18 protein-coding genes and 1 pseudogene are annotated in these 26,948 nt (G+C 44.5%); 10 read left to right on the forward strand and 9 right to left on the reverse strand.

Translation table 11 applies throughout. The features are described from left to right. Positions 1 to 174: 174 nt before the first annotated feature. Positions 175 to 2,820, forward strand: a complete 2,646-nt coding sequence (topA, locus tag AACQ93_RS05695; protein ID WP_064602781.1) for a type I DNA topoisomerase — start codon at positions 175 to 177, stop codon at positions 2,818 to 2,820. A 48-nt stretch (positions 2,821 to 2,868) separates the two neighbouring features. On the opposite strand, the gene miaE is transcribed toward topA, so the two are convergent. After that, entirely contained in the window at positions 2,869 to 3,657 is a 789-nt protein-coding gene (miaE, locus tag AACQ93_RS05700) for a tRNA isopentenyl-2-thiomethyl-A-37 hydroxylase MiaE (protein WP_064602783.1), read from the reverse strand. 158 nt (positions 3,658 to 3,815) lie between these two features. Further along, entirely contained in the window at positions 3,816 to 4,577 is a 762-nt protein-coding gene (locus tag AACQ93_RS05705) for a hypothetical protein (protein WP_064602785.1), read from the reverse strand. Between the two features lie 321 nt (positions 4,578 to 4,898). Between AACQ93_RS05705 and cysB the strand changes: the two genes are divergently transcribed. Next, on the forward strand, positions 4,899 to 5,873 hold the full coding sequence (gene cysB, locus AACQ93_RS05710) for an HTH-type transcriptional regulator CysB (RefSeq protein WP_064602787.1): 975 nt from the start codon (positions 4,899 to 4,901) through the stop codon (positions 5,871 to 5,873). A gap of 126 nt (positions 5,874 to 5,999) precedes the next feature. Continuing rightward, on the forward strand, positions 6,000 to 7,199 hold the full coding sequence (locus AACQ93_RS05715; RefSeq protein ID WP_064602789.1) for a methyltransferase: 1,200 nt from the start codon (positions 6,000 to 6,002) through the stop codon (positions 7,197 to 7,199). A gap of 53 nt (positions 7,200 to 7,252) precedes the next feature. Here AACQ93_RS05715 and AACQ93_RS05720 read toward each other — a convergent pair whose 3' ends face one another. The 3 genes from AACQ93_RS05720 to tyrP all read right to left on the reverse strand — a co-directional run bounded on the left by AACQ93_RS05720 (position 7,253) and on the right by tyrP (position 11,800). Continuing rightward, entirely contained in the window at positions 7,253 to 9,223 is a 1,971-nt protein-coding gene (locus AACQ93_RS05720; protein ID WP_064602791.1) for a putative bifunctional diguanylate cyclase/phosphodiesterase, read from the reverse strand. A gap of 251 nt (positions 9,224 to 9,474) precedes the next feature. After that, positions 9,475 to 10,362: a DUF3943 domain-containing protein gene (locus tag AACQ93_RS05725; protein ID WP_064602793.1), complete on the reverse strand. Its 888-nt coding sequence runs from the start codon at positions 10,360 to 10,362 to the stop codon at positions 9,475 to 9,477. 229 nt (positions 10,363 to 10,591) lie between these two features. Further along, positions 10,592 to 11,800: a tyrosine transporter TyrP gene (gene tyrP / locus AACQ93_RS05730; RefSeq protein ID WP_064602795.1), complete on the reverse strand. Its 1,209-nt coding sequence runs from the start codon at positions 11,798 to 11,800 to the stop codon at positions 10,592 to 10,594. A gap of 511 nt (positions 11,801 to 12,311) precedes the next feature. Here tyrP and AACQ93_RS05735 point away from each other — a divergent pair. Beyond that, on the forward strand, positions 12,312 to 13,517 hold the full coding sequence (locus AACQ93_RS05735) for a CinA family nicotinamide mononucleotide deamidase-related protein (RefSeq protein WP_255377049.1): 1,206 nt from the start codon (positions 12,312 to 12,314) through the stop codon (positions 13,515 to 13,517). Between the two features lie 78 nt (positions 13,518 to 13,595). On the opposite strand, the gene AACQ93_RS05740 is transcribed toward AACQ93_RS05735, so the two are convergent. Both AACQ93_RS05740 and nrdB read right to left on the reverse strand, forming a co-directional pair. After that, complete coding sequence (locus AACQ93_RS05740; RefSeq protein ID WP_007462008.1) at positions 13,596 to 13,895, reverse strand: 2Fe-2S iron-sulfur cluster-binding protein; 300 nt, start codon at positions 13,893 to 13,895, stop codon at positions 13,596 to 13,598. Beyond that, positions 13,892 to 14,890, reverse strand: a pseudogene (gene nrdB, locus AACQ93_RS05745) (class Ia ribonucleoside-diphosphate reductase subunit beta); the annotation flags it as partial. The pseudogene nrdB and the gene AACQ93_RS05740, both read right to left, overlap by 4 nt. Positions 14,891 to 15,009: 119 nt before the next feature. On the opposite strand from nrdB, the gene AACQ93_RS05750 reads away from it, so the two are divergent. From AACQ93_RS05750 to AACQ93_RS05770, 5 genes are read left to right on the forward strand one after another with little or no spacing between them, the layout of a single operon-like run. Continuing rightward, positions 15,010 to 16,440, forward strand: a complete 1,431-nt coding sequence (locus tag AACQ93_RS05750; protein ID WP_064602800.1) for a site-specific integrase — start codon at positions 15,010 to 15,012, stop codon at positions 16,438 to 16,440. Next, positions 16,433 to 19,987, forward strand: coding sequence for a VPA1269 family protein (locus AACQ93_RS05755; RefSeq protein ID WP_064602802.1), 3,555 nt, complete (start codon positions 16,433 to 16,435; stop codon positions 19,985 to 19,987). The genes AACQ93_RS05750 and AACQ93_RS05755 overlap by 8 nt, the downstream gene beginning before the upstream one ends. Then, a complete protein-coding gene (locus tag AACQ93_RS05760; protein WP_064602804.1) occupies positions 19,980 to 20,639 on the forward strand; it encodes a hypothetical protein in 660 nt (219 codons plus the stop codon). The genes AACQ93_RS05755 and AACQ93_RS05760 overlap by 8 nt, the downstream gene beginning before the upstream one ends. Positions 20,640 to 20,649: 10 nt before the next feature. Continuing rightward, entirely contained in the window at positions 20,650 to 21,117 is a 468-nt protein-coding gene (locus AACQ93_RS05765) for a hypothetical protein (protein WP_064602805.1), read from the forward strand. Then, the gene (locus AACQ93_RS05770; RefSeq protein ID WP_064602808.1) at positions 21,114 to 23,405 is read left to right on the forward strand and encodes an AAA family ATPase; all 2,292 of its coding nucleotides are present in this window, start codon (positions 21,114 to 21,116) and stop codon (positions 23,403 to 23,405) included. Before AACQ93_RS05765 ends, AACQ93_RS05770 begins: the two co-directional genes overlap by 4 nt. A gap of 589 nt (positions 23,406 to 23,994) precedes the next feature. Here the strand turns inward: AACQ93_RS05770 and AACQ93_RS05775 are convergent. After that, a complete protein-coding gene (locus AACQ93_RS05775) occupies positions 23,995 to 24,675 on the reverse strand; it encodes an MAE_28990/MAE_18760 family HEPN-like nuclease (RefSeq protein ID WP_064602810.1) in 681 nt (226 codons plus the stop codon). After that, positions 24,668 to 25,708 carry a DUF262 domain-containing protein gene (locus AACQ93_RS05780; protein ID WP_064602812.1) on the reverse strand — a complete coding sequence of 347 codons (1,041 nt, stop codon included), beginning with the start codon at positions 25,706 to 25,708 and terminating at the stop codon, positions 24,668 to 24,670. The genes AACQ93_RS05775 and AACQ93_RS05780 overlap by 8 nt, the downstream gene beginning before the upstream one ends. A 680-nt stretch (positions 25,709 to 26,388) precedes the next feature. Here AACQ93_RS05780 and AACQ93_RS05785 point away from each other — a divergent pair. Next, complete coding sequence (locus tag AACQ93_RS05785; protein ID WP_064602814.1) at positions 26,389 to 26,889, forward strand: hypothetical protein; 501 nt, start codon at positions 26,389 to 26,391, stop codon at positions 26,887 to 26,889. Positions 26,890 to 26,948: the final 59 nt, after the last annotated feature.

A 26,948-nucleotide genomic window follows, 5' to 3' on the forward strand; every position in this document is an offset into this window, starting at 1 on the left:
TAAGTAACTGCTTATCCAGCGTTCTATCTGGCTAGGTTGAGAAAACGCTTCTTGATTAGTTACTTAATCAGATTGGTTTACTAGCTAGCGTTGCCGTGCCATTTTGAGTTTTAGCGAGCAACTATCTGTTTTTATTATAAAGTTTTACGAGCACGAGGACGTAATAGAGTCATTATGGGTAAATCTCTCGTTATTGTGGAGTCCCCAGCCAAGGCAAAAACTATTAATAAGTACCTAGGTAAGGATTTCATCGTAAAGTCGAGCGTGGGTCACGTACGTGATTTGCCGACGGGTGCACGTAGTACGGGTAAGAAAGCTGCGGCGACCTCGACAAAAGGGTTGAGCGCGGAAGAGAAAGCCCGTATTAAAAAAGAGAAAGAACGTAAGGCGCTGATCGGCAAGATGGGTGTAGACCCATATAACGATTGGGATGCGCATTACGAAGTGCTACCGGGCAAGGAAAAAGTAGTTAACGAACTACAGAAACTTGCGGCTGACGCTGACTGCGTTTACCTCGCAACCGATTTGGACCGCGAAGGGGAAGCTATTGCGTGGCACCTTCGTGAGATCATCGGCGGCGATGATGAACGCTATAAGCGAGTGGTTTTTAACGAGATCACCAAAAATGCAATTCAGCAGGCTTTTGAACAGCCGGGCGAATTGAATATCAATGGGGTTAATGCCCAGCAGGCTCGACGTTTCCTCGATCGCGTTGTTGGCTTTATGGTATCACCGCTGCTTTGGAAAAAAGTTGCGCGTGGCCTGTCTGCCGGACGTGTTCAGTCGGTTGCCGTAAAACTTATCGTTGAGCGCGAACGCGAAATCAAAGCTTTCACGCCTGAAGAATACTGGGACATGCATGCTAATACTCTGACTCAGGGTAAGGATGCGTTGCGCCTGATGGTTGCCCAACAAGCAGGTAAAGCTTTCCGCCCGGTCAATGAAACCGAGACCATGGCTGCCAAAGCACTACTTGAAAATGCTGCATACAAGGTTATCGATCGCGAAGACCGCCCTACAAGCAGTAAACCGTCAGCGCCGTATATCACCTCGACGCTGCAGCAGGCGGCGAGTACACGCTTGGGCTACGGCGTTAAGCGTACTATGGGCCTTGCACAGCGCCTGTATGAAGCCGGTTACATTACCTACATGCGTACTGACTCGACTAACCTGTCGAAAGAAGCTGTTGAGTCTGCTCGTGAGTTTATTACAAACGAGTACGGTGAAAACTATCTGCCGGCGAAGCCGAACACTTACGGCAGCAAAGAAAACGCCCAGGAAGCGCACGAAGCGATCCGCCCGTCCAGTGTTGATGTGAAAGCTGAAAACCTGGAAGGAATGGATGCAGATGCCGTTAAGCTGTATGACTTGATCTGGCGTCAGTTTGTGGCTTGTCAGATGGTGCCTGCGAAATATGATTCGAGCACAATTACCGTTGAAGCCGGTGATTTCACTCTGAAAGCTAAAGGCCGTACCCTGCGCTTTGCAGGTTGGACTCATGTTCAGCGTCCGTCTGGTAAGAACGAAGACACTACGCTGCCTATGGTACACGTAGGCGATACTTTGGCGCTGGAAGGTCTGGAACCTAAACAGCACTTCACTAAGCCGCCAGCGCGCTTTACAGAAGCTGCATTGGTTAAAGAGCTTGAGAAGAAGGGCATCGGTCGTCCTTCGACGTACGCGTCAATCATTTCGACTATTCAGGATCGTGGGTATGTGCGCGTTGATCAGCGTCGATTCTACGCTGAGAAAATGGGTGAGATCGTGTCGGATCGTCTGGATGAGAGCTTCTCTGATCTGATGGACTACGACTTCACCGCTCGCATGGAAGGTAACCTGGATAAGATTGCTGAAGGCGAAGCGAACTGGAAGGGCGTACTGGACAAGTTCTTCAACGACTTCACTGTTGAGCTGGAAAAAGCCGAGCTTGATGAAAATGAAGGCGGCATGAAGCCTAACAACATAGTGCTGACCGATATTGAGTGTCCGACTTGTGGTCGCCCAATGGGTATCCGCACAGCTTCTACCGGCGTGTTCCTTGGTTGTTCAGGCTATGCTCTGCCACCGAAAGAGCGTTGTAAGACGACTATCAACCTTGGCGACGAAGAAGGTATTGTCAACGTTCTGGAAGAAGACGTTGAAACAGCGGCACTGCGTGCCAAGAAACGTTGTCCTAAGTGTGATACAGCAATGGATGCGTACCTGATTGACCAGGAGCGCAAGCTGCACGTTTGTGGTAACAACCCGAGCTGTGACGGCTATATTGTTGAAAAAGGCGAATTCAAGCTGAAAGGCTATGACGGTCCGGTTATCGAATGTGATAAATGTGGCTCGGACATGGAGCTGAAGAACGGCCGTTTCGGTAAGTACATGGGTTGTACTAACGAAGAGTGTAAGAACACCCGCAAGATTCTGAAGAACGGTGAAATTGCACCGCCGAAAGAAGATCCGGTACATCTGCCTGAACTACCTTGTACTCAGGATCCTGATGCTTACTTTGTATTGCGTGACGGTGCATCTGGTCTGTTCATGGCGGCGAGCACTTTCCCTAAATCTCGTGAAACACGCGCACCGCTGGTTTCTGAGCTGGCTCGCTTCAAAGAGCGACTGTCACCTAAGTTCAAGTACCTGGCTGACGCACCGACAGAAGACCCGGATGGTCGCCCGACAGTTGTTCGCTTCAGCCGTAAGAGCAAAGAGAACTACATTCGTTCGGAAATCGACGGTAAGCCATCAGGCTGGACAGGTTTGTTCATTGACGGTAAGTGGGAAATTACCGACAAGCGCAAGAAGCCTAAGAAAGAAAAAGCCGAGAAATAATAAAAAAACCGCCGAAAGGCGGTTTTTTTATGGGTATCGGGCATAACATCAAGCTTCTGTAAAAGCTGGAATACCACTGTGAAAGCGGAATGTCTCATCTGGGCTGGTGATCAATTCCGCTTCTTTGATACCTACTTGCTTTATTCGCTCACTGATATTTTCTCCGGCAACGTGCTCGGCCAGCTTAAGGTAGTCCTGGTAGTGGCGCGCCTCGGAACGGAGCAGGGAAATATAGAATTTGCAAAGCTCCTCATCTAGTAATGGAGCCAGTTTGGCAAAACGTTCGCAGGAGCGTGCTTCAATGTAAGCACCGATGATGAGTTTATCTATCAGCGTACCCGGTTCATGGGTACGGACAACTTTCATCAGTCCTTTGGCATATCGACCTGCCCGGAGGCTTTGATAGGGGATTTGCCGGGCCTCCATAATTTCCAGCACTTGTTCAAAGTGATGGAACTCTTCTTTGATTAGGCGAACCATCTTGTCGATAAGTTCTTGTCCAAAAGGAAAATTATCACGAGGTGTCAGGCTCGCTGATAAGCCGTTTTTTCTGCCGTGGAAAAAGTGGTTGTTACGTTCTTTACCGTAGACAAAGTCTTCATACGGTTTCGCCCATTCCAGCAATGCCATACTGCTTTCAGCATCGACAGCATATTTACGGATCAGGAATATCGCCGTCTGACTGGCTTTAAGTTCACAGTTACAGTGATCCACCAGCAGGGCGTTTAGGTTTTCAGGTTTCGTAGCTTCAGCTAACCAGCTGTCAGGCGTTTCGCACTGTAGGAACGCCCGTACAGGAGCCAGTAATTCGTTTATCTGTTTTTGTTGATAGTTCATGGACTGACTTTTGTTGAGACTTGTTTTTTAAGGAGCTGCTCATCCAGCCTTTTATCGTGAAGGAGTATACCAGTAAACAAGCGGGGGAGCTGGTGGGGAGGGATAATAAAAAAGGCCGCATATGCGACCTTTCTGATTCGACTAAGAAGAGTAGTGAATTACCACTTACGTTTTGGCTGGAACAGTACATCCAGCTCATCCTGCTCTTTCTCAATAATTTGCTGACGCTCTTGCTCTTGAGTTCGGCTTTGGCTGCTGTCGACCTCTTCCAGCATAGCCTGAAGCTTTTCTCGGGCCTGGTTGGCGTAGTTATCATTTTTACTCGCCAGAGCGTCGATACCTTTTTTCAGCAACTGCTTGGCTGTGCCTAGCTGTCGTTTGATACGGGCATCGTTGGCGCGTTTAACAACATTTTCAATGTTGATACGCAGCTGGATATTTTCCAGACGTGCATTTTCGTTCACAAATGCCTGAGTTGGCATCCTACCCTTACTGTGCTCGCTTTTAATCACGGTTTTTAACCGTTTGACAAGCTGAAGCATACCAATAGCCTGTTTATCCGTGCTTGGTACTTTAAACGGGGTAATGTCGGAGTCTGAATACGTTTCTTTCAGCTGACGCATCTGTTCAGATACGTTTTTGATTCTGACCGGCAGTGACTTATCCGACGGATCAACCTCTCTCATGCCTTCAAGTGCATAAAGTACACGCTGGTTCAAACAAACTAACAGTTCTTTGCTGTAAGGTAGGTGATGGGCGTTACCGATCAGCTCCTCTGTAGCATCGATAATAGCGATGAACTTGGCAAGTTCCTGATGTTTGGTATTTTCGATGCGCTGGCGGTACTGGATAATGATGTTGTAGCCAACGATCAGAAATAGCAACAATGCTATGAGACCAATGATTAAAGGTATGCTCATAAGATGCGTCTGTCTTCCGTGGGTTTAGTCGAGCCTTATAAGATACACTATCTGGCTAATGCGGCATAGCGGGAGAGTAAATTTTGATATCTCTATCGATAAAACGCATTAAGAGTAAAGCGCCTTGTTGTGCATCAGAAACATCTGCTTACAAGGTTTTCAGCATCCTTATCTCAGGATCACGCTTTAACAATAAAAAAGATGCTAACGGCTGGCAAAATAAAGCAGAAATGCTATGAAATTAACATGTTTCAATATATAACATGATGATATACATGGTTGGACTGATATGATGTAACGGACTATAAATTGGGCGGTACCATGAAATTACAACAGTTAAGGTATATTGTTGAGGTTGTTAATCATAACCTCAATGTTTCTTCTACAGCAGAGAGTTTGTATACATCTCAACCCGGCATCAGTAAACAGGTACGCCTGCTGGAAGATGAACTGGGTATTCAGATTTTTGAGCGTAGCGGCAAGCACCTGACAAAAGTAACACCAGCCGGGGAAGATATTGTTCGTATTTCCCGTGATATTCTGTCACGTGTTGAGAGCATAAAATCCGTTGCAGGCGAGCACACCCACCCGGAAATGGGGACGCTCAACATCGCGACAACCCATACTCAGGCAAGATATGCGCTGCCTTCAGTGATACAAGGCTTTACGGCACGTTACCCTAAAGTTTCACTGCACATGCATCAGGGGACACCGTCTCAGATTGCTGATGCGGTTGCCAAAGGCACAACAGATTTCGCCATTGCAACTGAAGCGCTGCATCTTTACCAGGACATGATTATGTTGCCTTGTTACCACTGGAACCGTTCAATTGTGGTTAAGGCCGATCATCCGCTGGCTAAGAAATCGGAAATTACTATTCATGATCTGGCAGCCTATCCTTTGGTTACTTACGTCTTTGGTTTTACCGGTCGTTCAGAGCTGGACAGTGCATTTAACCGCTCTGGTCTGACTCCAAGGATTGTCTTTACGGCAACTGACGCCGATGTGATTAAGACTTATGTACGCTTGGGGATTGGTGTGGGTGTTATTGCCAGTATGGCAATGGATCCGGCGACGGACAGCGATCTGGTTGCAATCGATGCCAGCCATATCTTTGATGCCAGTACGACAAAAATTGGCTTTAAGAAAGGGACATTCCTGCGTTCATACATGTATGACTTTATGGAACGTTTCGCACCGCACCTGACTCGGAATGTGGTTGATCAGGCGGTTTCTTTGAAGAGTAGCACTGAAATTGAGGCACTGTTCTCAACCATGGATTTACCGGTCAGGTAATCCGCTTTATCAGATAAGGGCTGCATTAAGGGTTACTTAATGCAGCCCTTTCTTTTTGTGCCTGTCGCTATCCCTGTTATAGAATGCTCAGCTGTTTTATCGACAACGATTTCGAAGAGTGATGCCATGTCCGGGTGTTTTCCGCAGTTTGAGCGACTAGATGAACTATTAACAAAGAATGTCGCGTTTTGGCAGTTCATGCCGTTTGCTTCTGAGCAATTGGTATGGGAGCAGAACTATCCTGAACTTTGTCAGTGGCTGATGTCATTAAGTGATGACGCTATCGAGTGTTATATCCAAGATGGCAAAGCTCTTGCAGATGAGTTGGCTCGGTGGATTCCTGATGCGGTCGAGCTTTATGAGCTGTCTCATGTCACAGCTTACCCGATAGAAGATAAAGTGTTACCTAAAGGGCTGGATGTCGGTATTCCCGGAAGAAAATGGCAGCAAATTACTGCATTTAATGGTGCTATTCCGGCGTTGCAATTGCCATGGCTGGAGTGGTGTGCCGGGAAGGGGCACCTTGGCCGGGTTCTGGCAGCCAGTCACCAGATGCCGGTAACTAGTCTGGAATGGCAGAAGACGCTTTGTGATGAAGGTGACGTTGCTGCACGACAGCTTAATTTACCTATACGTTTTGTTCATGGTGATGCTTTTTCCCCTGAAAGTGATCAGCACATTTGTGCTGAACAACACGCTGTAGCTCTTCATGCCTGTGGCGATCTCCATGTCTCGTTGTTGCAGCGTGTAGCGGCGAAGCAGGGCAAAGCAGTAACCATCTCTCCTTGTTGTTACCATTTGATCCGCGATAAACAGTATCAGCCGTTATCACAAACAGGAAAGCAAAGTGAATTGGTGCTGAGCAAGCATGACCTTCGCCTGCCGCTTCAGGAAACTGTGACAGCGGGTGAACGGGTACGCCGTCAGCGCTTTGTTGAAGTGAGTTTCCGCCTCGGCTTTGACAGCCTTCAACGGCGTATTCGCGGTAGTAATGATTATATGCCGGTTCCAAATGTCCAGAAAGCATTGTTAAATGATGGTTTCGCAGCATTTTGCCAATGGGCCGCAGACAAGAAGGGACTTAGTCTTCCTTATGGCATTGATTATGATCACTGGCAGTCGCAGGGGGAACAACGTTTCCGTTTTGTTGAGCGGATGGAGTTAGTGCGTCAGTTGTTCAGGCGACCATTGGAGATGTGGCTGGTTTATGATCGGGCAAGTTATATGGAAGAGTCCGGTTATCGGGTTTCTGTAGGTACGTTCTGTGATAAGCCGGTGACTCCAAGAAATATTCTGATTCATGCCCAACTTAACCTAGCGGGTTGAGTTTGTAGAAAAAAGGCCTCATTCGAGGCCTTTTGGATAGGGAGAATTGACTATTATTCTTCAGATGTATCTGGGATTTCATTGAGCAGGCTGAAATTTCTTGCTTCCAGCTCATAGCTAGGAAGTGGTCTGCCAAGATAGAAGCCCTGACAGAAATCGAAGTTACAGGCTTGCAGGTATTGTAACTGGCTCAGGGTTTCAACCCCTTCGGCAACAACCTTCAAATCCAGCTTCTCACATATTGCTTGTGTTGCTTCGATAATTGCCTGGCTGCCTTTGTGTTCACCCTGAACAAAGCTGCGGTCCAGTTTTACCGTACTGATTGGCAAATCCTGTAGCTGGGAAAGAGAAGAGTAGCCGGTGCCAAAATCATCCAGATAAAGCTCGATTCCCAGTGCATCAAGATCTTTAAGGCACTGTTTGGCTTCATCATGTTCCTGCAGCATGGTGGACTCGGTCAGTTCCAGTGCCAGCTGTTTAGGATCGATATCATTTTCCTGAATCACCAGCTCAATACTGTGCGCAAGGCTTGATTGAAGCTGAGCCCGCGACAGGTTGATGCTCATGACAAAATTTTGATCATATTTCTTGCGCCATTCTGCAAGTTGTTTGCAGGCGGTCTTGATGATCCAGTGGCCAAGCGGAACGATTTGCCCTGTCTCTTCTGCTAGTGGAATAAACTCAGCTGGGGAAACATGTCCCAGCTCTTCATTATGCCAGCGAATCAATGCCTCAAAACCTTTCAGATTACGTTTCTTCAAATCTATGATTGGCTGGTAATACAGCTCAAACGCATCCTCTTCCAACGCCATTGTCATATGGTGACGCAGGGTCATCTTCCGGTACAGGGCATCGGCCATATCCGGTGAGAAACGATGGCTGCGGTTACGACCACGCAGTTTCGCACGGTGCATTGCCATATCCGCCTGGGTGATCAGGGTTTCGATATCTTTGGCATCATCCGGGAAGCTGGAAATACCGATACTACAGCCGATTGAGAGTTCACCCACTTCCTTCAGGTGGAACGGCTTGTTTAGTGCAGCAATGATGTCTTTAGCAAAGACTGCCGGATCGTCGATGTTCCGCTGTTCGATCTGAATAATAAATTCATCACCACCGAAACGAGCCAACAGGCCTTTGAACTTCACACATTCCTGCAGACGAATAGCAATTGCGCGTAGCAGTTTATCGCCGATGGCATGTCCGTATGTATCATTAACCAGCTTAAACCCGTCGATATCCAAGAAGAACAGGCTGTAGTGTTGTTGTTCATGCTGGTTTTCTGTGATGGCATTGCTGATGCCGCGGCGGTTGAGTAATCCGGTCAGAAAATCATGCTCGGCATTGTATTTAGCGGTATGAAGCTGCTCTTTTTCCTGGCTGATATTAACAAGGTTTAGCAGTAATTGTTCTTTGTCCTGAAGCCATTTACCGTCAATATCGAACCAGTAATGACTTTTTCCAGTCCAGCACAGTTTTTTGTGATGGAGCGTACCGCGTTGGCGAGCCTCGTTAATCCAGTTATGAGCCTGGTTTAAATCACCCAGAAAGCTGGCCAGATCGCTAAGGTGTGCTCCGAATGAGTGGCTGAATGCATTATTCGCACTGATCAAATCACCTTCTGCCGAGAAGAGCAAAGCAAGATTTGAGCAGCCGGAGAAAGCCAGATCACGTCGCAGACTGGACTCTTCTGAGACGACTTCTACCAGCATGGCTGTCCGGCCATCTGATAGCGGGATACCCGAAAAATGGCAAAGTGCTTTTTTTAATGTGTTATTCGGAGAAAAGAACCACCACGTCTTGATGGCTTTTCCTTGTCGGAAACTTTGCTGGTAGTCATCAAGCATGGCACTGACAGCTTCGGACATATCTGCACCGAGATCTCTCGCGGTTAGTTCTTCTACGGAGTCAGCTTCCCAGAGTGGTAATGAGGCACTGTTGGCCCAGATGATTTTTTTCTGATGAAGATCATAGACCCACACCGGAGACTGAAGTCGATTGAAAAGTGAAAAGGTATGGTTCATTACCTGGTTGGGCTTATTATTTTGATACTTGTTATCAACAGGTTAGCTTAAAAAGCAATGTATAAATATGAAACAAGCAAAAATCCGTGAGCTTGCTTCACTAAATAAAAGGAAAGTCATACAAATTGGGTTCGTATGGAATAGAATGACTAGTTTTTCTCTTTTTAAGCAGAAGGGCTGAATGAAATCCATGACCTCTGAGAAGAGATTTGCGAAGGTAACATTTATTCAGCCCCAGTGAAATGGTGATGTTAGTTCAGTGGCAGTGATATTTGCAAACCAATAAACAAAGGGTCGTAGTTTGCACCGGCATCAAGGGCGAAGTTTGCAGCTTCAGCATTGCCGAACCATGGGGTGTAAGTCAGGCTGACATCCGTTTTGCCATCCCACCAATCACTGACCCAGTAATGGATATGACCCACTGGATTGAGTAAGAACAGGCTGACATCACCAAGAGTTTTAGATCCCATTACTTCACCGCCGTTAGCTGTAATTTCAGTTTCTGTCTGAAACATCCATTCACCCACAGCTGCGCCGAATAACGGCGTTACAATGACATCCTGAATTGAAGGGACTTCAGCAAAAGCCTCAACACCATATTCCCAGAAAAAAGTCGACATGGTTGCTGAGTACAAAAATGATTCCCACTCATCAAAACCGGCATGACGGGCTGCCGTATAGTAAACGCCGCCAAAGTAAGGGTGCATGATGTAATTCAGGTAATGATCGTCAGCATCCCACACCGGTCCGGCACTGACATTATCCCACCACTTTTGTCCCAGGTTGCTGAGGTTGCGGTCTTCTTCATCCCAGTTAGTGACACTTTCCGGTAATAAGGTCATCAAACCGACTGTGGCGAGGCTGAGACCTAAAATGGTGTAGGACTGACCGAGCAGATAATCCCAGTCTTTTTCCGGTGCAACAGAAAGGTGCATCGGAATTGTATTGACCGACTGTGTATCAGCATCAACAGCAAATGGCATAGTCTCGGTGTCGGCATAATAGATCTGATCACTATAGCTGTTTAAAAATGTGTTTTGGGTATAGGTATTATAAGTTGATTGGGTATCGCTCCAGGCAATAGCAGATCCGCTAAGCGAAAAGCCCAGAGCAATGGAAGATAAAACACAAGTGCGCAAGTTACGCTCCGAAATATAAAGCAGAACAGGATACGGAATAATTTAGTATCACTGAAAAAACACCTGATTCATAGATCGAAAATGAAAAGTTCCTGTCAAAAATCACGATTTTAAAAGCAATTTAGCGAAATATCGCTTCTGTTTCGTGACACTTAGGCTTAATTGGAATAAAGGCCTGCATATGCAGGCCTTTTCGTAATTAGAGAGCTTAACTGTTTGAATTCAAGCTTTAGCCCACAGCAGGAATTACCCCCGCCATCTGTAGGAACTGGGAAGCGATAATCATAATACCCAGGCCGCTGGCGATGATCAGTGCTGGTGTACCACCACCAACTTTGTAGCCGTTGCAGTAAGCAGGACGTTGGCGACGTTGAGCCTTAACCATTGCGACTGGTAGGAAAATAGCAAGGATAACCAGTGCGATTGCTGCGAAGCCAAGAGCCATAATGAAGCCTTGTGGGTAAAACAGAGCAAAACAAAGCGGCGGCACAAAGGTCACCAATGCTGTTTGTACACGTCCTTTTGCCTGATCGTCACGCTTCAGGGTGTCAGACAGGAAGTCAAACAGGCCTAGACTCACACCCAGGAATGAGGTTGCCAGCGCCAGGTCAGCAAAGATTGAAACCGATTGGCTGACCATTGGGTTGTGAAGCATATTGTTCAGGGTTCCGATAAATGTGCCCAGTGTGGTGCTGGCCATCAAATCCGGTTGGCTTAGTACGCCTTGGCTTGCCACCTGCCACAGTACGTAGATCATCAGTGGTGTCGCTGAACCAATAATCATGATTTTACGCAGTGCTTTCATGTCCAGGCCGACGTAGCGAACGATTGAAGGAATGCTGCCGTGAAAGCCGAATGAGGTGAAAATAACTGGTAGTGCTGATAGCAGAAGGCCTTTTTCAACAGGCATCTCGATCAGGTGAACGCTCTGCACATGTGGAACTAACAGGCAAAGCATAACTGTCAGCGCAACAATTTTCAGACCGAACAGAACACGGTTGACCATATCGACAGAATGGGTACCGACTGAAACCACAGAGGCAATCATCAGGGTAAAGAAAATGGTGCCTGTTTGCGGGCCGACGTTAAGCCCCATCCAGTTATTCAGTTTGTCGTTAAGCTGCGCGCCGCCACCTGCGATGTACGCTGCACACAGAGAGTAGAAAAGGAACATCATCGCGAAGCTGGCAATCAGCTGGCCTTTTTTACCTAATAGCTGATGGGCAAGGGTATGCAGGGTTGCGTCCTTGTCTGCGTGCTGGTGGACTTCCAGCATTAGCAGGGCGGTGTAGTTCATCAGCGCCCAGATCCCGAACATAGTCAGTGTTGCGGTGGCAAAGCCTAAACCGGCAGAAGCCAGTGGGAGTGCCAACATACCGGCACCAATAGTTGTTCCGGCAATGATCAGTGTACTGCCGAATGTTTTGTTCATACTCATTTTATTTGTTGCTCCCAAATATTTTTGTCTGCTGTCGTTATGCGTTGTGGGAGAGGTTGGCAATAATATGAAAGGACGCCGACCTGTGGTCTATCTCCCTGGTGAGGAAATGGCCACAATGGCGAAATCGAGATGAATGGGTTACGGGTGGTAACTTTTCTTTACACCTGATCGAGCCACTGTGGCTATCGATAGTAGGTGTGGCTGTAGTGCTTTTTCACGGTGGTTTACCTTTTCTTCAGCTGTAATGTCTAATATCTCATCATACTGTGATGATTGCGACTGACTGCTACCTTAAAGGGAGTTTTCCTGACTGTCAACTATTGTGTTTTGTGTGTAAATATATCTTTACGATTGATGCGTGCCTGGCATCTTTCTGCCTTTATAACCACTCATACTTGCCTGGTTTTATTGCTTTATTGTTACTGTGCGATAAATCTGTATCGGCTGATGTAAATTGGTATAAGGTGTATAGAAAGCAGATAAGTATCGCAACCAGAGGGGAAGCAAGTTGCACGTAGCAATGATCAGTACCGGGGAAGAGGTGTTGCATGGTGATATCACCGATACCAATGCAGCTTGGCTGTCACGTATTTTTTTCCAGCAAGGTTTTCCACTATCACGCCGAACAACAGTTGGCGATCACCTGGAAACATTGGCGGCTGAAATTGAGCACTGTAGCCTGATCGCTGATGTTGTGGTGGTTAATGGCGGGCTAGGGCCGACAACTGACGATCTCACGGCTCAGGCTGCTGCTGTCGCTGCGGGTTCTGGTTTGGAGCAATCGGATTATTGGGTTGAGCAGATGCAGGAAAAGTATCGTGCTCTGGGCAGAGAAATGCCGCATACCAACCTTAAGCAAGCCATGCTGCCGGAAGGTGCGGAGCTACTGAAAAATCCGATAGGTACGGCTTGTGGTTTTGCAATGAAGCTGAACCGGGCTTGGTTGTATTTTACCCCGGGTGTACCTCGTGAATTCAAAATGATGGTTCAGGATGAAATTCTGCCTCGGATACGCGAGCGGTTTGAGCACAGCCATGCTAAAGACTGTCATCGTTTCTATACATTCGGACTGTCTGAATCTGGTATTGGTCAGCAGTTGCAGGATTTGAATGTGCCGGATGAGTATGAAGTCGGTTATCGTTCATCACTGCCTTTTATCGAGGTGAAGCTGTTCTCGCCAAAAGGAGATGGTATGGCTCCTCAGCTTCAACATCAGATGATTGAGTTGCTCGGCGACAATGTTGTGAGTGTTGAGCGTGAGTTGCCGGTCCATGTCGGTCATGTTCTGAGGGAAAGGCAACTGCATCTGGCGTTACAAGAACAGTTCAGTGGAGGTTGGCTGACAAACTGGTTACAGGATTACCCTGACAGTCGGAAAGCGCTTTTACAGGGAAAAGTGGTACAGGAAAAGGCGTTGGTTAGCGATGATCAGGTCGCAGATCCGTTACTTGCAGTAACGGTGCAGGCTCAATCAATCATGAAAGAAAGTGGAGCACAGCTGGCTCTGGTTTCCGGGGCTGAATATGAAGAAGGGATTCCGGTCGCTTTGATTACACCTGAAGGTGAGTGGGCGCAGATAATTAAGTCAAAACGCCATTATGAGCACCGAGCATATCGCAATGTAATTGCAACTGTAATGCTGGATATGCTGAGACGTTATCTGGATGGAAAGCAGGTTATAGGGCAGTATGAATTTCTGACTCGTGTTCGCTAAATAAGTCAGAAAATAGAAATTAAGAGAGAATAAAATAAAGAGGCTGAACGGCGTTTTAGCTAATGGCAATTGTTTCTATTAGTTGGTGCCGACAGCCTTTTTAGTTTCTGGCAAAGATGCCAACTGATAGTCGAATTCAACATCAACATCGGATTTTGGTATCGAACAGCACGCCAGTACTTCATTTGGAGCGATGAAGGCCATCGCATCACCTTGATCAATCGCCCCAGCTTTCAGCTTACACCGACAAGCTCCGCACATACCGGTACGACACTGAAATTCAGGTCGAAGTCCGGCTTTCTCCAACTGGTGCAGCAACGGTTCACGGCTGTTGCCGTGAACCGTTTGTCCGTTAACCTTAATGGTTAATTGACTCATAGCTCGAAATCACCCAGATCGTCGGCGCTGACGTCGTTGTCAATCTGACCAACCAGGTAAGAACTGATCTCTGCTTCTTGTGGTGCTACCTGAACATTGTCGGAAGACAGCCATGAATTAATCCATGGGATCGGGTTCTGGGTTGCGCCAGGGTAAGCGTGATCCAAACCAACCGCAGCCATACGAAGGTTAGAGATGTATTCAACGTACTGGCACAGGATGTCTTTGTTCAGACCGATCATGGAGCCATCTTTGAACAGGTATTCAGCCCAGTCCTTTTCCTGCTCTGCGGCATCTTTAAAAATGTCGAAGCATTCTTGTTCACACTCTTTGGCAATTTCTGCCATTTCAGGATCATCCTGTCCGGTGCGAAGCAGGTTCAGAATGTGCTGAGTGCCTGTCAGGTGAAGTGCTTCATCTCGGGCAATCAGTTTGATGATCTTAGCGTTACCTTCCATCAGTTCACGCTCGGCAAAAGCGAACGAGCAGGCGAAACTGACGTAGAAGCGAATCGCTTCTAGTGCATTAACAGACATCATGCACAGGTATAGTTTTTTCTTGATGTCACGCAGGTTGACGGTGATTGTCTCGCCGTTAACTGTATGCGAACCCTCACCCAGGCGGTGGTAGTCGTTGGTCGCAGTGATCAGATCATCATAGTACTTAGAAATATCGCCGGCACGTTTGATGATGTGCTCGTTATCCACGATATCGTCAAATACGATCGATGGGTCGGTGACGATGTTACGGATAATATGCGTATACGAGCGTGAGTGGATGGTTTCTGAGAAAGACCATGTTTCGATCCAGGTTTCCAGCTCAGGGATTGAAACGATCGGTAGCAGCGCAACGTTCGGGCTGCGGCCCTGAATGGAATCCAGCAGTGTCTGGTACTTCAGGTTGCTGATGAAGATGTGACGTTCGTGATCCGGCAGCTCGTTGTAGTCGATACGGTCACCAGATACGTCAACTTCTTCCGGGCGCCAGAAGAAAGATTTTAGGGACAAGAATTTCACGCACATAACTCCCATAAGTTAACGTTGTTAGCTTTTTTTTGTTCAATTGACATATGAAACTGGGACAGTATAAAATACCCATAAGTCAGGGAGGACATATGATTAGTTTCTATGGTTCATTTCACTTACAGTGGGTAAAAACTGAGGAATTTCCAGATAGGAAGTTCCCTGTCGTTTTTACACCTAGTGGTCGTGTTAACTATTCTCTATTGGTTTACGCGAAGAACGAATATCAACTGAATCACGGCAAAAGAACAGCACTTGTACCAGTCATAGAGGTGGTCTCTGATGTGCTGGCATTCTTTGAGTTCCAGCCTGCCCGTCAATCAGAATGGTTAGATAACCCAACAAGATTGTTGTATGACTGTTTTGAGGCCAGGCTCAATGGAACCATCGTTAATGGTAAATGTATTGCGGGAGGACTCTATTGGAGGCCTAAGCGGTTTGACGTCATAAAGCGGATGATTAACCACTATGTGAAGTTTGAGAAGTTCGCATCTACCTATCTAGGAGCTCCTTTAACTAGTATTGACGAACAAATGCTGAGTAGCGCGAAGGGCAGCAGAAAGGCTGATCCAAAACATCATGGCTTACTGTCACACCTTGATGCATCAGGAGGCTGTGGCGGTGAAGAAGCTGCTGCTGCTTCGTATAAGACTACAACTCCTGCAAATTATGGTGAGGAAGGTAGTTCTTCAACAAAATCTAAAGTCACAAAATATTTCCCACCTAATCAGTTATCTCACTTTATAAAAACTCAGCTTGATGTGAATTATGCTGCGACTTATATGTTGCAATCCTTCACAGCTTTAAGAGGGAGTGAGGCATTACATATTTTAGTCTCAGACGTTGTGCCAAGTGATGATGGTCTAGGTGATATCATTTTTAGTGATGATCAAGTTAATGGCAAAACGCTAGATCCTAAAACTAACAAGTTAGTCAAAAGAAAAGATTTCATTGCAAATATCGACCAAGTTAATTACTCGACTAAAGACCTCAGTGATGGTGACATTGAGTTTTTGGAAAATATGAAGCCGAGGATTTTGATTGATGATCCAAACGAAAAGACGGTGTTAGGAGAAAAAGGAGTCACGCTTCAAGTCTGCCATCCGAAATACGGATATGTTTTGTCATGGTGTAATGACTATGCTCGTTTATATTTCTTTTCTGAGCTATTACCAAAACTATTAAAGCAGGACAGAAGAGGTGGGCACCCCTGGCTGATATGTAATAAATATGGAATGCCAATGAACCTAGAGGCTTATCGAAAGCATGTCTATCGAAGAACTGAAAGAGAGCTAGGTGTTAGATATGGGCCTCATTCCTTTCGGCACTTCAATGGCTTTTATTGCAATAACGCCCTCGGCATGTCTCAAGAGGATATAAAAGTTAATATGAGGCATGCCAGCATTACATCAACAGATCGGTACTCTCAAAAGACAGATGCAGCCTTTAGGGCGGCAATTAGTCGGAGAGAGTATACAGAGTTTAAATATTTAACGTTTGAGGATCTATTCGACGATGCGTAATGTGTTAATCAAAACTGATGTTTCAGTTTTAAGCCACCGAGAAGGTTACATTTCCGGTAGAGATATAACATACAACTCACACCCTGATGTATGTGTTATTGACTCTGATAAAATTGCAGGGTTTTCAAAGAGCGCTGAACAGTATTTTATCGACCAGTACGTACACGAAGTCGAGGCGAATCTTTGCCGTGGATTGATAGGTTCTAAATTAGAGAATGCCATTCGTCCCTTTGAGCTTCATTACTCAGTAGAGCAGGATGCTAGTAAATTCGAAAATGACGTTTTCCTGTCAGAGGTGACGGATATCGTATCGAATTGCTTTAGACCTGAGCATATTGCTGGGAGTCAGATAATTTCATCTGATTACTCTCTATATGCTTACAAAACGGCAGATAAAAAAATTCCTATCGCACTCGTTGATATCCAAAAAACCATTGACAGTCTAGGTGTAACGGATACCGAATTTGTTGAGCTAATTCTAGAAGCGGTCTCTGATTCAAAAACACCTCGAAAAATAAGTAAGGTGAAAGGAAAGTTTCCTGATTATATTTTTACAGAGCAAGAGTTTAGAAGTTCACCTTTCTTTAAAGTTTATTCAAACCTTGTTTTTAAGTTGGACGTTGGCTCAAGGAAGCATGTATATCACTACAAAGGTGGAGGTTATAATGAACTTTTTGACCAGTTTTACTTCCACGGTGACACACATATGTTCCAATCGTATGTTTATAGAGTACGAAGTCTTCTTTGTGAGATCATAGAGTACTTAACCACTATAAATGGTGTATTTGTACCTTACTCTAAGGCAGGTACTTTTATTGGTGAAGCTGCCCCAGTGGCGTATCACAATGGTCATAATTCAACCTTATTTAATGAGGTTGACCTTGCTATAAAACACCGACCAAATGATTTGGCAAGAAAATCAAATATTCGACGTTTCTTGAAAGGAATGCGGTGCAGTTCGAATATTAATACTATCGCTGATATGCCAGAACTCTTATGTGTAGATTATAAGTTACACATGAAGAATGATGTTAAAAAAACAGAAGAGCCAAGTAAAGCACTGAAGGCTATTCTTGAGTCGTTAGAGTCAAATTCTGACTGGTTAAATAATGACAATTATAAGTCATTTAACATTGCCGCACTTGACAAGAAGAACCTACAGCGTATTAGCGAGGGTGACTTTACTCGTACAAGCCCTACTTTGCGTAGATATGAAGGTGTTTTAGATGATGGTTTATTGGATGAGTTTAGGTTATACACATTAACTAAGTCCAACTCTCAAACCATGAGGCAATTCAATGTCTTTCTTGATTACCTTATTGAATTTAACAAAAGGACTGATCGCCCAATCCGAAGTATTCAAGATCTGAATATTACGCACTTTCACCATCCACTCTCTGAAGATGTATTTTGCTTTAGGGAGTTTATGGCTTCTAGTGAAAGAAATGAAATTACAAGGAGAAATGTTTGGTCTCAAGTTAGGAAGACTCTTGCAAGTATTATCTCTCAGAAAGTTGTAGATGGCTGGAGTAATATGAACCCAATGCCAGAGGCTACAGTAGTCTATGGACGTTCTGGTAGTAAAAATAAAAATGTGACAGTTAGGGATTCAATGCCTAGCGAGTTATTTAACTGTTGTCTTGAGGCTCTGACTGAAGATGACTATCAATTGGTAAAAGATGCAGTTCCAAGCCAAACAACTAGACTATACAATTACTTAACGGATGAGTACGAGGCGGTTTTCATGCCGAATCTTGCTCATATCATGCATCTTATGATGCTATTACCGTTAAGGGGGCACCAAGCTAGATGGCTTGATGAGGGGCTTTCAGATAGTGAGATTTGGGACTTAGAGGCAAACCGATATGTTCCGAATACATCACCGCTAGTGAATTATAAATATCCTGACGGTCAAACTCACGAAGAGAAGTTTGGCAAGACCAGTGTGATTCAGTCATCACAGAGAAGTGGATTGGATAATCTGTCACTTTACATTTGTACAAATAAAACAAAGTCATACACTTTACAAAAGAAGGGGCATACTGGTTATAGCATTCCATGGGTGGCTGACTCTGGGATCGAGAATGTTGATGAGGTTATTCAAATTATTAAACGACAAAAGAAGTTTAATGATAAATACTCACCAAAAGATCTGATCCCAGTTAGGACTGTAGATGAAGATAAAGGTAAATACTCGGAGGCAATATTTGATCAGTTGCCTAGGTTTACACCTTTATTCCGTGATGTTTCACAACGTAAAGTCTCGGCTATCGACCCACTATCAGGAGTTATGTATTTCCCTCCTACAGCAGCTATCTTACGTAACCTATTTAGGACAGTACTCAAATCTGGTGAGGATAAGTATAAAGAGAAGTACCCAAGTTATAAGAATCAAATAGTAGCATTTAATGAGGACGGTGAAGCCCTTTTTGACTTACATGGTTTACGTGTTTTCGGGATAACAGATCTTCTTAATCAAGGCATGGATAAGGAAATTGTCAAGCTGCTTGTTGGTCACAACACAAGTATTATGACTTTATATTATCGTAAACTTGGTGAGAAAGAGTACAAGAGACTGCTTTTAGAAGCCAAGAAGAAAGCAGGAGTGACCTATGAAACTGAAATGAATCAGTTAGGTAAATCTGGTGTCAGAGGTGGTGACTTAATTGATAATTCATTACTTGATGATGACTTTAAGGATGTAATGCCTGATTTTTCACAGGGTGGATGCCCACGATTTTTAAAAGGTGGCGTTTGCTTGAGTTTCGATTGTAATACTGGCGGGGTTCGTATTACTTATTCTTCAACGGGCAGTAAGAAATCGGAGGTTATTTCTGTAGAGGGCGGTGCCATGAGGTGCGGAAACTGTCGATACTGGAAATCTGGGCCTCGTTTTATTGCTGAACAAATATTCTATATGAATGACTGCGCTGAAGATGTTAGAAAACTCAGCTTGGAAAGGGTCGAAATATATCAAAAGATTAATGATGCTTATGAACAGCATAGCAACCCAGACCTAATCATTAAGCGCCTTTCAGAAAAGGCAGATAGAAAAACCGAATTATTAGTTGCTCGAATGACAGAGCTAAGACGTCGTCAAAAAATGTACGAAGCATCTTTGTCACAAATGAAATTAGAGCCAGAAACTTTACCAATTTTATTTGGAGAGAGTTCTAGTGTTTATCCATCATTGGAAGATCTAAATTTGTTAGATTCAAACATGGAGTTATCCATGCAGGCATTAATGCTTGGGCTTGATACTGATGAATCACAGGTTTATGTAAATAAACTAGATGGTTTTCTTAATAAGGTTTTCAATGAGACAGATGTAAAGAATCCTCTGCTTTATGTCCCGAGCGATGACGTTAAGCGTGCTGCGATCTTGTACACTGCTGCGCATACAAAAGAATTACTTGGCTCTCCAATTACTGATGAGGAGTTTCAAGATCCGAGGTTGATTTTTACTAACCCAGAGAAGGCAATACTTATTCTTGAAGGGTTCAGGAGTTTTGATGCTGCTAAGGAGATGAGGTCACTAAATGGCTGATAATAATGATCTAGAAGTGGCGAAAAATGTGGTTAAGGCACTTCGTTTAGAACACAAAGATAAAAGACTTCAACATGGTATTAATGCCGTTGAAGACGCTTGTTTACACCTCATTAAAAAGAAGATGCCAATAACGCTTGAAACTGCTGCAACTTTTATTGAGGAAAATAAGGCTAAGTATAACGGTAAACCCGCACGAAGGACGGTAACGAATGATCACAAAGGTGTATATCAGGCTGTCGTAGATGCTTATATTCACTTTGGCGTGAAAAAAAATGAGAAGGATAGAAAATCTAGCGAGAAGGGCGGTAATAGCCAAGAACAAGTGTACATAAAGTTGCTTGAGCAGAAGGTTAGACACCTTAACAATATAATTAAGGAGAACTTTAAAGAGAAAGGAGCCTTAAGTGTTAAGGCTATGCTTGGTCAGCCTGTTGATCAATCAGGGACGGTTGTAACGAAAGCTGTTTCGAATTTTACCACTAGTCAGATCGAAGCAATCGCAAACTTATTTTACCTAATCGATATGACTGATGATTTTGAATTTGTTGGTGAGGGTGACAAACGACGAGTTATATCTTCGCTAAATAAAAAGCCTCTTTTATCTCCAAAAGATGTTCAAGCAATTAAAGGTATCATTTCACGCGAATAAGGGATTGCAAATGAGCAAGGGAAAGCAAGTGAATAAACAAGATAAGAAGCTGACTGCTGCCGAAAAAACGCTGTTAAAACTTCGTAATTGGATTCAAGCTCAGACTCGCGACACCATCATTGAGCTTAACAACAACGGGAAGATTAACAGACAAAAATTCAAAGCTCAGTCTGGGGTAAACTCACGAGCTGTTACTGGCCAAAACCCAAAAGCAACGACGATGTTGAGGCGTATGGAATTGAAGTGGCGCAAAGCTGGTTGGCTCTCAGAGGTTGCTAAAAGTGCCAGTTCTGGTTCTGGTCAAAGTAATAGTTCAGGCTATGATGAACCTGAATTCCTTGACCCTAGGGATGCTGAAATTGCTCGACTTAACGGTGAAATCAGTAAGCTGAAGCAGCAGCTTTACCAGAAAGATATTCAGCTTAAGCGGTTCGATGAGTTCAAGGATGTTCTCTACCGAGAAGGATTCTTTTCATGAACGAAATACCGAAGAATATTCAGTATTCGGCTGATAACCCGTTCGTAACTGGCAATGTTCGTATGTATTTTCGGATCACCTACGTCCATTATGATGAGCGAAATGACAAGTGCTATGTGCGAGGGACAGTCAATAAGCGTGAGAAGCGAAATGCATATACTGCTATATCTAGAATAAAAGTTAATACCACCTGTTTTGGTCTGCCTTCAGTTCCAGCTAAGGGGGAATACTGGCAAGCCTATGGTCAGGTTGAATATTACACCGAAGAGAAATATAACTCGATTAAGCACATCTTCCACTATAAGCAGCCTCAAAGCCTTGAGTTTATGATGCCCAATACCCCAGAAGAGGTGTCAGAGTTCGTTTCTAAATCGGGTGACTTTCCAATGATTGGGGCGTCACGGATATTCAATATCTGGGATAAGTACAACGATGAAGCTCTTCAAATTATCTTGGATGGTGATATCGAGAAATTGACCGCAGTTGATTTGATGTCAGAGGAAAACGCTAAAACGCTGGTAGAGGGATTTAAGAAGTATGAAAACCTCAAGTATGCAGCATGGTTTGCTAAGCATCGCATCCCACCAATGGTTCAGCACAGTTTCTTCAAAATGAAGGCAGTAATGGAGATTCAGGATGGTGAGGAAATCAAGGAAGTGAAGATGCCGCCCCCACCGGAGGTTATCACTGATAATCCATACCAGCTCATCACCTTGGGGATGAAGTTTGCTGACATCGATAAAATGGCGCTATCAACTTTCAACAAGCCTTTGGATGACAAAAACCGTTTGGTTGCCGCAGTAAACCAAGTGCTTTTAGAGGATGTTGTGCCACGGGGGCATACCTTTGCTTACCATTCTCAAATATCTGCCCGTGTAGCAAAAGTATTGAATAGTACAGAGTTGGCTGAGCAAGCCCTGATTCAGTCAGAGAAGATGCTGAACTTCCGACGTGGCGAGAATGGTACATACCACCATGGCTCTCTTTACCTGATGGAGTGCATTATTGCAGAGCGATTCAGTACACTCCTAAAGCGGAAGTCGGAATGGACTGATGAGCACCCGGTAAAGATTAATACTGCCATGGCTGAGGTGCCTTTCTGCCTTGCTCCAAAGCAGGTTGACGCTATCTTTTCTGCCTTGGAAAATGAGGTTTCCATCATCTCAGGCGGTGCGGGCACTGGTAAAACAACTGTACTTAGGACAGTCCTGAAGGCTTTTGAAGAGTTAGGTTACACAATCCATGGCATCGCATTGTCTGGGCGAGCAGCATTACGATTGTTTGAGTCCATCAGGATTCCGACCAAGACCATTACACGATTCTTGGGTGACTCTGACCTTTGCAGTGAAGATGCTGAAGGTAATCCACTGAAGCACTTAGTGGTCATTGATGAGTCTTCGATGGTAGATACGCTAAATATGAGCCGGATCGTCACCCATACCTGTCCAGAGGTGCGCTTCTTGATTGTCGGTGATGATGAGCAACTTGCACCGATTGGTGCTGGTAAGATCCTTTATGACCTTATTCAGTCAGGCGTTGTACCATGTGTGGAGCTTGACCAAGTTCAGCGCCAGGATGAAAGTACTGGTATTCCTGAATACTCGCGAGTTATTAGGAGTGGCAAGGTTCCAGAGGAGCTTTCATTCAAAAATGTCCACTTTCATGAGTGCCGAGAAGCTGACATCGTTGATAAGTGTATCGAGATATACCAGCACAATCGTGGTCGGAGCCAGATGATATCTGCAACCAGGAAGACCACATGGGCGCTAAACACCAATTGTCAGGCAATGTTCAATGCATATTCACCAAAGCTTACCTATGAGTATCTTGGCCGCACCATTGATTCGAACTTCCGTCAGTTTGACCCGGTAATTTTCACGAAGAACCACATCAAGTTAGGCATCCAGAATGGATTGTTAGGCGAGCTAAGCTCCATTCAATGGGATGAAGCTGGCTATGGTGTGGTGAACCCCCCAGAGTTAGAAGAGCGTATATCACTGAGTCCACAGCTCATCACAGAACTTCAGTTGGCTTACAGTATCACGTTGCATAAGGCGCAAGGTTCGCAGTTCCCAGTCGTAATCGTTGCCATGGATAACAGTGGCCTGATTGACAGGTCATGGCTTTACACAGCCATCACCCGGGCAGAGGTGGAAGTTCATATTGTTGGCACCAAGGCCAAGTTCATCCAAGCAGTGACGGGTGGCAACAAAGGCCACAGACGCCAAACTTACCTCCAAGAGTTGATCCATAAGTCATTAGGTAGTGCCGGACTCGATGCCGCGTAGCGGCATATAAGGGCGGAAAGAATGTCAAGGGGTCACTGAACGTGAATCCGCCCGAGACCCAGCGAAGCTGCTGAACTATCTAACTGGTAGTGTTAGTGCGCAGCATGCGCCCCCTGCAAAGCACAAGCTGACTTTCAAAACCAGTGAAAGTATCGGCTCCATCGTCAATCTTCCTCCAATTCACATTCTTTCATTTATCGAGATTTAACTTAGGAGACGTAAGTTATTTATCTAGCTAAATTCCTGCCGATAGTGCTTACTTAATTATTTATTTTGTCCACTTGGATACCATGTTGGGTTAAGATTTCTGAAAAGGCACCCAAACTTGGCTATTTAACATATAGACCGTTCTATGCACCACAACAGAGTCAGCCATTGGTTGACTTCTTGTTGTGTCTCGCTGAAGGGGCCAAAGATTAGCAAATGTACTAACGCAGAATGGGGCATAATCGTGCCAGATGAAGTGGCTGGCACGAAGTTGGACAAAAACGAGTTTCGAAATTTCGAATATTAGCAGTGCATCAATAATGCAGTTTTTGCAACGTCATTTCACTCGATGTCCAGTATTGATAGTACGGATCCTTGCTATTTATGCCACCGTATCAGCAATAAAATAGCGTTTGTCAGTACAATAAGAGGCAAAAGTAGAAGTAATGTGAAGACATAAGTGCTTTATACTAGATGATCTATCACTTAACTGCGTAACGTTAAACCTACGACCTATCGTAATCGCAGTCTCTCTACCATGAGCTATCGCGTTACGGTGCTCCTTAATTTCCGTTAATACAAAGTGTTGAACACCTTCTGGTAGTGGTGTGCTATCTAAATCGAAGAACTTCCACACGTTCTCTAACTGCTTGATAGATATGTTCATTGAGCCACCTGATGGGAAAACAGAACTGTCAACATTAGTCACTTCAGTATCACCTGTGACTGCAAGAACAAGGTTATATCGATGTTCCCACACTTTGGCTGACCCGCACTCTCGAAGCGCCTTAAAATGAGAATCAAATAACGAGCACAATACCGAACTTTTAAAACGATTGGCAGGAGCTTCCTCTCGCCCAATAATTTCTAATGCTCGTGTAACTGACTGTGTAATTGCAAACTCAAGTGCTGCATACATTGCAACAAACACCAAGCCTTTCTGTGCTCGATAGAAATCTGAATTTTTAGTCTCTTCTGGAAGTGTCTCATCTAATAAAAACTCTAGTATTGAATCGAGTTGCCTCAAGCGATTCATAACGCCAGAATCAATATCATCAAACATCGGCTGTAAACCTAATGCGACAATACTCAATTCTTTCGCGTAGGCGAGGCCCTGAGTTAGTTGCTCCTGTCGTCAAACGACGTAACTCTTCATCATCAATCCAGCTAGCCACATCTGAACTGGTAATATCAGCTCCTTCCTCAATAGCATCGGCGGCTCCAACAGCAATAGCTTCAAAAAGCACTTGTGGTGTACTTCCTTTGTTTCCTCTTTTAATTCCATCAGGCAAGACAGCACGCAATGACTCGAATGTTTTGTCAAATAACTCTCTGTACTTCTTGTAGTTAAAATGTACCGACGATTCGGCCATAAAGTCATTCAAAAATGTCTCTACACTGTGCTTAAAGTCACCTCGTTTGGTTTTGTAAGCCAAAAACTTTAGAACAAGCTCTTCTCTAGTACCGTCTTTCGCTTTAGTTGATGACACATTAACAACTTTGTTGAAGTCATGGTTCTGTGCAAGCTCAACGATAAAATCATTAAATTGCCCTCTAAATACACAAGCTCGAATTTCTTGAGGAGTTAGTTTGATTCCACCAGTATTCAATCTCTCGAAGAGGTCGAATCGTACTTTTAGATCACTCTTATCGCTTAGTGTTGTTACCTTAAGGGGACGTAAACTGAACTTCAAACGAAGCGAATGAGGAAGATCATTAAATGTTGCCCCATTAAACTCAGAAAGGATATCCAAACCTTTAAGTTTTAGAGGCTTATCCAAGCCAAAACTTTCTATTTGCTCTGGAGTTCCACAAAAATGAATTAATGAGTTAAGTCTTTGAACACCATCTATTAGCTCCCAAGAACCATCTCTATTTGCAGCCATAAACAGGTTCGGAATAGGGATTCCCAATAAAACTGATTCTACAAGTTTAGACTGATTGTCTTCAGGCCAACGAAACTGCCTTTGGTACTCTGGAGCAATGTTGATAATTGATTCATTCGCCATAGAAATCAACTCTTTAACAGAGATATCAAATGAATCAAAATCTACTTTCCTAGTCTCTTTATCGAGTTGATTCATATAGTCTTTCATGTGTTCTCCAGCGAGCAATCTAAGTTTAGCCCAGTGTATCAACAACAGCTATTTTAGTCGATATTAGTCAATAGGTTAGTGAGCAATGGTTACAAATATAGACTGACAATCCATGGACTAACGGCGACAAGTCTAGCCTTTTGTCACTTATTACTTTTGGTATGTCAAAGTTAACTGTTTCACCTTTGCTCAGACCTAGATGCGTAACCCACAATGGGACATAAGTTAGTTAGATTTAACCTGTCCGATTATGTGTTCAGTCTGTTTCGTTATATTGCTGCGCCTAAACTTTTTCACGTAATCCAACAACCGCCCGTACAGGTTCTGGTCGTGATGAATCTTTTAGCGCATCGACGGTTCGCTTTGTGGCTCAATCCCAGGATGAGTGCTGTTAACGCACGGCGTCATCAGCTTGCATGAGCACATTATTAAAAAGCGCCATCAGCGGTGATGATCTGTATTTTCGATTACGATTTTGTACTAATGAATTTGGTTCAGGGTGGTATTGTAGTCTTTGACGTTGATAGCAGGCCGCATGACAAGTGTTTTTACTGTAACAGATGAGCGATATGGAGAAGTTACTGAAGTCATGACGCTTGTGGGTGTTGTTCGATGTTTTATTAAAGACCAACTGAAGTAGAATAAGCTTAGGTAAGAAGTCCGCGATGAAGGTGACACATATGAACCACTTAAAAGCATTAAGACGTAAGCTTCAGAAAAAAATGAGCAAATTTATCGCAGAACACGAATTTAAAAGCGCTGATGAGGTTATGCTCTCACGAGAAGAACTTAACCAAATTATCACCGTCATGATAGATGGGCGGCTAATGCTCCCAATGTTCCAATTCGACGAGTCGGGCCAGGTTTATTCAATCCTTCAGGAGCACCTGCCTAGGCTTCTTGGATCTGACCGCGGCGGGTGGGATATTTGCTTCTGGCTCTTCGCCGAGCAATCCGTCACATTAAAGCGAGCTGTGCCGAATGCCGCCAGGCTAAGGGATATATCTGTTGAAGAGATGCTAGAGCTAGGTAAAAAGTCTGCAGAGCTAACAGAGCGCTATATTGGTAGGCCAATTGATGCAGTAATCGATGAACAATCTGATGTTTTTGCAGCTTGTGTTGAGCATTTACTGAATCCTGATTATCGAGTAATACCTGTAACTAACACCACAGAGCACTAAAAACTAAGCCCGCTTAGGAGAAAAACAGCATTTCCCGGTACTTGACGATTAAACCGAAC

This window comes from Photobacterium sp. J15 (genome assembly GCF_963870815.1).
In the GTDB taxonomy this organism is placed as follows: domain Bacteria; phylum Pseudomonadota; class Gammaproteobacteria; order Enterobacterales; family Vibrionaceae; genus Photobacterium; species Photobacterium marinum.